This is a genomic window from Ruminococcus sp. RTP21359st1_H3_RTP21359_211015 (assembly GCF_040909065.1).
In the GTDB taxonomy this organism is placed as follows: Bacteria; Bacillota; Clostridia; order Oscillospirales; family Ruminococcaceae; genus Hominimerdicola; species Hominimerdicola aceti.
The window spans coordinates 47,212-54,513 of the sequence record NZ_JBDGDD010000021.1 but is presented as its reverse complement, the minus strand read 5'-3'; the positions used below and the strand labels follow the sequence as shown (position 1 = coordinate 54,513).

9 protein-coding genes are annotated in these 7,302 nt (G+C 39.4%); 7 read left to right on the top strand and 2 right to left on the bottom strand.

Annotated elements, in window-relative coordinates:
• Nucleotides 1-102: 102 nt before the first annotated feature.
• The 5 genes from AB5Z01_RS09740 to AB5Z01_RS09720 all read left to right on the top strand — a co-directional run bounded on the left by AB5Z01_RS09740 (nucleotide 103) and on the right by AB5Z01_RS09720 (nucleotide 2,529).
• Nucleotides 103-612: a hypothetical protein gene (locus tag AB5Z01_RS09740; protein ID WP_138339483.1), complete on the top strand. Its 510-nt coding sequence runs from the start codon at nucleotides 103-105 to the stop codon at nucleotides 610-612.
• 44 nt (nucleotides 613-656) lie between these two features.
• Nucleotides 657-884 carry a hypothetical protein gene (locus tag AB5Z01_RS09735; RefSeq protein ID WP_138339484.1) on the top strand — a complete coding sequence of 76 codons (228 nt, stop codon included), beginning with the start codon at nucleotides 657-659 and terminating at the stop codon, nucleotides 882-884.
• 19 nt (nucleotides 885-903) lie between these two features.
• Complete coding sequence (locus AB5Z01_RS09730) at nucleotides 904-1,494, top strand: hypothetical protein (RefSeq protein WP_148303547.1); 591 nt, start codon at nucleotides 904-906, stop codon at nucleotides 1,492-1,494.
• Between the two features lie 140 nt (nucleotides 1,495-1,634).
• Nucleotides 1,635-1,970 carry a hypothetical protein gene (locus tag AB5Z01_RS09725; RefSeq protein ID WP_038670390.1) on the top strand — a complete coding sequence of 112 codons (336 nt, stop codon included), beginning with the start codon at nucleotides 1,635-1,637 and terminating at the stop codon, nucleotides 1,968-1,970.
• A 175-nt stretch (nucleotides 1,971-2,145) separates the two neighbouring features.
• Nucleotides 2,146-2,529 (top strand): hypothetical protein, encoded by a 384-nt coding sequence (locus tag AB5Z01_RS09720; protein WP_195221238.1) that lies wholly within the window; start codon nucleotides 2,146-2,148, stop codon nucleotides 2,527-2,529.
• 198 nt (nucleotides 2,530-2,727) lie between these two features.
• Here AB5Z01_RS09720 and AB5Z01_RS09715 read toward each other — a convergent pair whose 3' ends face one another.
• Nucleotides 2,728-3,183 carry a hypothetical protein gene (locus tag AB5Z01_RS09715; RefSeq protein ID WP_195221237.1) on the bottom strand — a complete coding sequence of 152 codons (456 nt, stop codon included), beginning with the start codon at nucleotides 3,181-3,183 and terminating at the stop codon, nucleotides 2,728-2,730.
• A gap of 92 nt (nucleotides 3,184-3,275) precedes the next feature.
• On the opposite strand from AB5Z01_RS09715, the gene AB5Z01_RS09710 reads away from it, so the two are divergent.
• Nucleotides 3,276-3,638, top strand: a complete 363-nt coding sequence (locus tag AB5Z01_RS09710; RefSeq protein ID WP_022287084.1) for a hypothetical protein — start codon at nucleotides 3,276-3,278, stop codon at nucleotides 3,636-3,638.
• Nucleotides 3,639-3,852: 214 nt separating this feature from the next.
• Here AB5Z01_RS09710 and AB5Z01_RS09705 read toward each other — a convergent pair whose 3' ends face one another.
• Nucleotides 3,853-5,868 carry an AAA family ATPase gene (locus AB5Z01_RS09705; protein ID WP_287214850.1) on the bottom strand — a complete coding sequence of 672 codons (2,016 nt, stop codon included), beginning with the start codon at nucleotides 5,866-5,868 and terminating at the stop codon, nucleotides 3,853-3,855.
• Nucleotides 5,869-6,238: 370 nt separating this feature from the next.
• Between AB5Z01_RS09705 and AB5Z01_RS09700 the strand changes: the two genes are divergently transcribed.
• Complete coding sequence (locus AB5Z01_RS09700) at nucleotides 6,239-7,300, top strand: YafY family protein (RefSeq protein ID WP_287214848.1); 1,062 nt, start codon at nucleotides 6,239-6,241, stop codon at nucleotides 7,298-7,300.
• Nucleotides 7,301-7,302 lie beyond the last annotated feature (2 nt).

Here is a 7,302-nt window from a genome sequence, read left to right as displayed (position 1 = left end):
GTATAGTTCATCTACTTGTAATTTAATAACTGAAAATATGATATATGGTTTTGCAAGTGCATTTTGCGATTATTATTTTGACTTAGCTAATTGAGGTTTAGTATGAAAAAAGTATTGGTAGTTGTCGGCATTATTATTTCTGCAGTAATTATTTCAGGCATTATTGTTGGTTTGGGTAAGAATGAAAAAACACTGTTTAATGAAAAAATTGAAACTGATAATAATGTTTTAATTTCAATCAAAGTTATTGAAAGCAATAAAGGTTGGCAACCTGATAAAACTATGATTATATCCGATGAAAATGAGCATTTGATTAGATATGCCATTGGATTTGAGGACTATACCAATTATCTGCCAAGTTATTATTTTTGCTATGATATAAATCCCAATGAATATTTGGTATGGGTTTATCAGCAAAATGGTAATGAATTTATTTACTATTTCAATACCAATACACAAGAAAAATATATGCTGGATTATAATAACATTGGCAACAGGACGGAAACTTTTTATGTTGCTGTCGATAAAGTTATAAAGTCAAATTTTTTATCTAAAATAGATTCTAAAATCAGTAATATGAATAAATGGAATAGCTATTTGTCAAACACTTAGGAGAAATCAGATAGCACAGCGATTGTTTTTCAGATGTTGAGGAAATGTCCGGATTACTTGTTGATTCAGGCTACAATCCCATTAAACCCAATTATATGAAAGCTGACACGGATGATGACGGCCTTGATGACAATGAAGAAGTCGATGTTGAGTTTACGAAGGTTGAAGTACCTGGAAAGCAGGGCAATCCTTCAACTTCAAATATGTGTTATGAAAAAATGATTTTTTGGTATAAAGGAGATCAATTAATTAATATGCGCTATGCATATTAACTAATGTGGGGGTGTTGATATGTTTGCACCAAGATGTCCATGGTGTGGAGAAATAATTCCAATAAACTTCAAAAGAAGAGAACTTCGTTTTATGACGGATTTTTGTTCAAAGTGCGGACACGAGATCAAACTAAAAAAAGACAGCAGGCAATTCTGGTTAAATGCCTTATGCAATGCATCTTTGGTCGCACTGCCAGCTATTAAATATGAAAATACAGTTTCTTCACATATAGGTATCCGTACTATAAGAAGTTTCGACCACCCATATGTTAAAGTCAGCAAGCATTATGTTCCCGAAAAAAGAGCAAAATATAAAATAGTATGGGATCAGAAGAATGTCAAACACCCTAATTTTTGGATCATAGAAGATACTGTCATAATACTGTGTTTTGTAGATAAAAATGATATCGCAATTTCGCCGATGATAGCCGCAGCTTTATACACTATCGAAAAGGTCGATAAATGCACCTCGAAAGGGATACTTTCTTTTGTAAAGTATGGACTGCTTGACAAGGACTATGCTGCGGGGACAAATTTTCTTGTATACTGTGAAAATAAAGTTGTCGGCAGAGGTGTTCTTGAAGATGATATACATTATCCGTCATTTTGATTCCCTCTGGAACTGAAATTGAAACAGGAATTGTAAATGCATTGTTTGGCGGTGATTCGGGAGCGCAACAGTATAACCTTTTGGGTCAAGAGAAAGCTGAATGGTTTTACAATAAAAGAAAAATATAAGGAGATGTTTTTTTGAAAGTATCCATTATGAATAACATTCTCACATATAACGATAAGTCGGTAACTATGAAAAGAAAAATAATAGATTATATCGTTATGTCAGAGTATCTGATTATACTTGAGGACTTCACAGGCGACGACTATAACTTAGTTTATTGCTTTGATAATGAACTTCACAAGTTGTGGAAAATCAAAAAGCCTGACAGCAAATTTATTGGTCAAAAACAGCTTCCGTATGTGGGCATCACAATAACCAAAGGGTTGACAGTCGTTGATACTTTAGGAAGATACTTGATAATAGATATGGATACAGGGGAAATCACAGATATGTTTTGCAATAGATTTTAAGCGTAAGTTGAGTTACTGTAATTTTATGAAAAAATATAATGTGCTCACTAAGATAAATACATTTTTACTGATTTTCATTCTGTTGTTGCTATTTGTAAACAGGTATTACGAGCTATTCAGCGACCATATCAGCGTATTGCTTTTATGCACTTATCTGTCGTACCTTGTGATAGCATTGACGATCGTAAAGCTAATAAAATACCAAAAAGGTGCCCTGTCAAAGATCGAAATATTCGGCTTATTGATAATTGCGGTAATAATCAGTTTTGTTGGTAGAGATATGTTTTCTGACTGGAAAAATCATATCATATATTCATCTGATGATATATCAGTAATTGCCCGTGTGAACAGAACAATGTTCGGAAACAGGTGTGATATATGTATTTGCAGGAACGGAGCAGTAATGAAAAAAGTTGATGAGCCATTGGCTTTGCAAAGTGACTATGATCCGATTGAAAAACACTATTATGAAGTCCTAGAAGATGAACAAGAGCTGACTATTAGAGTTAAATGTTCCGAAGATAGTAGTAGATATGAAGAAGTGACGATAAAGATTTAATAGAAGTTTGTTACTTATATTAAACATGGAAGATTATCTTTACACTCGTACAAATTGATGACAATATCTCAAACTTAATAATGTTCCTAAAGACAGCCGTACTCATAAAATGAAAGTCAAGGGCGGGGATTTTTTAGTCAAGCACACCAAATCTGGTGGGCTTCTCTCGCGGTGGATCGTCACGATGCTGTCACCTCCCTACCATAGTCCTATGCTGTCGAACAAATGCCGTTGTGAGGTGTTTTCGGCAACTCTTATCATTACTTTGTCATAGTCTGACATAAAGCTGTCCACATCTTCTATGGCGGTGAAGCCGCTGTTGTTCAGGGCTTCTGTGAGCTTTTGTTTATCCTTGGCATAGGCTATATAGGCAGTTTGCAAGGACCTGTTATTTTGCACCGTGATAAGCTGTGAATATGGTATCTTGCTGTTTTGCAACTGCTTTTCTACGGCTTCACTCTCGCCCGAAAAGACTTTGAGGGGCTTCCCTTTTGCGGCTGTGATAAGATAGCCTTGGCAGGTGAACTTTTTCTGAGCAGACTTTATGTGAGATATCACAAAGCTTGCGTCTGTGCGGTATGAGCGTTCAAATATCTGCACGGTTTTGTTGTACCATTCTTCGTTGTTCTTTTCAACTGATTTTGATGTTACCATGGTATCGCCCCTTTCACTGATATTATAATATCACAACCTATGTGTGCAATTTTGGACATAGGAAACGGTATTATCATATTGAGGTGAATAATATGATATACAAGGGAATATTCTGGCTTATCGAGGGTGAATTATATACAAAGAAGTTAGAGTGCGACAAATCGGGAAATGTTATTGGTGACGGCAGTGGACTTAACTCAAAGTCGGGGGATAATTTCAATCACAGGCTGACCTGGGAGGGACTGCCGAAAAACGTAACACATGGGAAAGAGTACAATTATTATCCTCGGGGCAGAGTGGAGATAAAGGGCGGCAAGGCTGTGATATATCTTAATCCTGCGCTGAACAGTGAGGAGATGTTGGCGGAGCTTACAAGGCTGTTCGGGCTTGATGAGCTTGATTTTGTGAGGGTCAAAAATGACGGAAGCAGGCACTACAGAGCGTATGCTCCATAGTGCCTGCGCTTTATTTTATCTCATAGATATCGTCATAGAGAAATCTCACGTTGCCCACAGTACGATCTAAATGGAAATGTCCGCAGAGCCACATTTCATAGACAAGCTTATTTCTTATTTTGGAAAGAAACTTTTCGTTATCATAATGCCGTTTGAAGCACTTGGCGGTGTTCAGGTCAGGGATATAGCGGTCTGTTGGTCTATACTCATATCTTTATCTGTTAAAGCCTATATGCTTTGGCTCTTCTTCGAGGGTATCGTCCTCGGTGAGGTCAAAGTCACGGGCTTTTAGGGTCACGATATCGTCCATTGTCATGGTACTGAAATTCTGTCTTGTGAGCCTGAGTGCCTGACCAAACAGTGCTCCCTCTATAAGATTTCTTGCAAATCTGCCGTTGCCGAAATTCGGCTTCTTGCAGACCCTTTCAAGAAAAGGCAGGAGCGTTTCATCAACGTCGTCGGCAAGCTTATGTTCATTGTTTTTAGCCATAAGATGGACGATACTAAGAAGCTCCTCGGCGGTATAGTCCTCAAAATTGACATGGAACGCTATCCTTGACCTCAGGCCAGGGTTGCGGTCGAGGAAGTCGTTCATTTCCTTTGGATAGCCTGCGAAAATGACTACCATATCGTCACGGTTGTTCTCCATTTCCTGCACGATAGTGTTTATGGCTTCGTCGCCATAAGAGCCAGAGCGATCATCGCAGAGGGAATATGCTTCGTCGATAAAAAGCACTGAGCCTTTAGCTTTCTTGAACATATTCTTCACCTGAACGGCTGTCCAGCCAACATATTTTCCAACAAGGTCGGAACGTCCGCACTCGATAAGGTCGCCTTTGGAAAGCACGCCATTTTCTTTTAGTATTTTTGCAAACAGCCTTGCAACTGTGGTCTTTGCTGTGCCGGGGTTGCCTGTGAACACCATATGCATGGCTGTTCGGCTTTCTTTCATGCCCTTATCGGCAAAAATTTTCTGCGCCTTTGAATATGTTATCGCCTTTTCGATAACGCTCTTGGCGGACTCAAGTCCGATAAGCTCCTGAAGTTCGCTGTAGGCAGAGCCTTTTATCTCCTTGGCTTCTTCCCTGTCATAAAGCTTTTTGAAGTTTGAATACTGGGGATAGATTTTTGTTTTCAGGACATTTGAATACCAAGTATCGTACATACCCATAAGCTCGCTTGCTCTATATGGTGTATCCTTTGCGCACAGGGAAAGGAGGTCTTTATCGCAGGAGGTATTCTCTTCTCTGCAAAGCTTTCTGAGATATTTATGTGCATCTTCGTTTTCTACAGTATCGTCCGCAAGTTTCACGAATGTGATAGCGCCGAGCTTTTCTTCCACAGCGTCAGGGAGAGAAGGTCCGTCATTTGAAAAGGTAAAAATAAACTGTATCTCGTTTTTGTAGGCATTGATGAGTTCAAAGAGGATATCGGGGATAGTTTCATCGGCTGTACAATTATCGCTGTTCGTACACTTTAAACCACAACAATTCATTATGATAGTAGAGCCGCTGCAGACACGGAACAGTTCACGGATATCTGAGCTCCGGGCTGATAATTGATAAAGGTCGAGGACGGTATATCTTGCACAGCCTAGTCTGTTATTTGAATACAGGGAGCTTACAAGGGTATCGGCAAGCCTATGGGCATTATCGCTTTGGACCAAATAATGTATCGGTATGCCTTTTGTCACACCGACGCTGTTCTTTCTGAATATTCTTTTAAGCTCAGGTTCAAAGGTTTCTGAGCAGAGATATTTTTTTGCTACGGCGAGAGCGTCTTTTTTATCAATGGACTTTGTGATATTTTCGCTTATGTACGATCTTCTATAGTTACTGAACAGGTCGTCCAGTTCATAATCATTCAGCAGGTCTTCATCGAACTTGAAATTATCATGATAGCCGTTTGGGATCATTCTTTTGAACGTTTCCACTGTTATTTCCTCGAAGCTTATATCCACGCACTCAAGCTTTATAAATGAAAAGAAGTTCTTTACATAGGCTTTCACGTCGGCTTCAATGTCTGTCATCATTACCCCTATGGTCGCCTGATCTTTTACGGCGCTTGATATAAAGGCACAGTTTCTGTTGGGCATGGTGCGTGCCATTTCATTGAACTCGTTTATAAGCTGGTTTTTCTCATCAAAGAATGCATTGTACTCTTCTTCATTATCTCTTGTTCTTCTGATAATAGACTCTTCAAGTATACATCTTGCTCTGTAACAACGCATAAAAATCCGCCTCCGTGGTCTTTTCTCATTCTTGTTTTTCGTCTGTATCTGCATTATAGCACCTGGAATGTTCAAAAATGTGGACATAGCGGAAGTTTTTAATATCCGAAATTTTACCCATGGTGGGTGGTATGATAAGAGCAACACAAAAAGAAAGGACTTGATACAATGGATAAGAGCAAGATATACACCGCAGAAATGGCGGCGAGGAAAATATGCTGACGGCGGATTTCGGGCACAGGCTGCCTGTTAGGGTGCTAAAGCAGGTGGTGTATCCTTTTATGATACAAAAACTTAGCGGCACACAATTGACAAAATAAAGCAAAAGTGATATATTGAAAGAAAGATATCACAGAACAGGAGGGCAAAAATGTCATATACAAAAACAGATATGCTTTCGCACAAGATCATTGAGATACTCAAAGAACACAGTGATGAAAAGCACCCCCTTACTCAGCAGCAGATCTGCGGTTATCTTGAGGAAAAGCTTGGCATAAAGCCTAACCGCAAGACGGTGGCTCAGCATTTAAAGAGCATAATAGGCGATGAAAGCTGCAATGTTTTCATCGCAGACAATGACAACGATGATGATGATAAAAGCGATAAAAAATACATCACAGATATTTACTACGCCTCTGACATCACCGCTGAGGAATATGAGTTTCTGGCAGACAGCATCATATACTCACCAATGCTCCCTGCGGACTATGTGAGGGATCTGATAAAAAAGATAAACATCTTATCTACGGGTAACACAAAGAGCAAGGAAGCCAATCTCAGAGAGACCTTTCACTATGGCAACAAGAGCATTTTCTTGGTGATAGAAAATATCAAAGAGGCTATGAACACCAACAGGAAGCTTGATGTTACCATAAGCGATTATGACAAGAACGGCAAGCTTCTCACTAAGAGCGACCCACAGAGCGGTATAAAGCTTCAACGTGTTATGCTCAGCCCTTATGGCATCGTTATGGTAGACGGCTTTTACTATCTCCTTGCAAGTGATGTTCGTTACAATGATCTTCGTCATTTCAGGATAGACAAGATCCTAAAGGCGAGTATCTGCGAAGAGGACGGCTCTATGAGAGATGTAAAGACGCTTAGCAATGTTCCGAGGGATCTGAAGCCTGTGCAATACAAAAATCTTAACAGGTATATGCTTGACGGAACTGTGGAGCGTGTACATATCAACATAAAAAAGAAAGACATAAGTCTTGTGCTTGATACATTCGGGAATGAGTTCACCTGCAATAAGGTCATAGGTAATGACGATATCTATGACGTGACGTTCAGGGCAAATATCCAGACGGCTGTACGCTGGGCGATAGCTAACAGAAAAGCTGTGAAGCTGACCTCGCCAAAGAGGGCTGTGGATATTGTAAAAGAAGAGATCTCGGCATTGTCTGAGATGTATGGAAATCAAGAGAGGTGACT

Bases quoted from the DNA above. Each gene is read 5' to 3' on its own strand.
- AB5Z01_RS09740 (WP_138339483.1), top strand. From the start codon at position 103: ATGAAAAAAGTATTGGTAGTTGTCGGCATTATTATTTCTGCAGTAATT.
- AB5Z01_RS09735 (WP_138339484.1), top strand. From the start codon at position 657: ATGTCCGGATTACTTGTTGATTCAGGCTACAATCCCATTAAACCCAAT.
- AB5Z01_RS09730 (WP_148303547.1), top strand. From the start codon at position 904: ATGTTTGCACCAAGATGTCCATGGTGTGGAGAAATAATTCCAATAAAC.
- AB5Z01_RS09715 (WP_195221237.1), bottom strand. From the start codon at position 3,183: ATGGTAACATCAAAATCAGTTGAAAAGAACAACGAAGAATGGTACAAC.
- AB5Z01_RS09710 (WP_022287084.1), top strand. From the start codon at position 3,276: ATGATATACAAGGGAATATTCTGGCTTATCGAGGGTGAATTATATACA.
- AB5Z01_RS09705 (WP_287214850.1), bottom strand. From the start codon at position 5,868: ATGCGTTGTTACAGAGCAAGATGTATACTTGAAGAGTCTATTATCAGA.
- AB5Z01_RS09700 (WP_287214848.1), top strand. From the start codon at position 6,239: ATGTCATATACAAAAACAGATATGCTTTCGCACAAGATCATTGAGATA.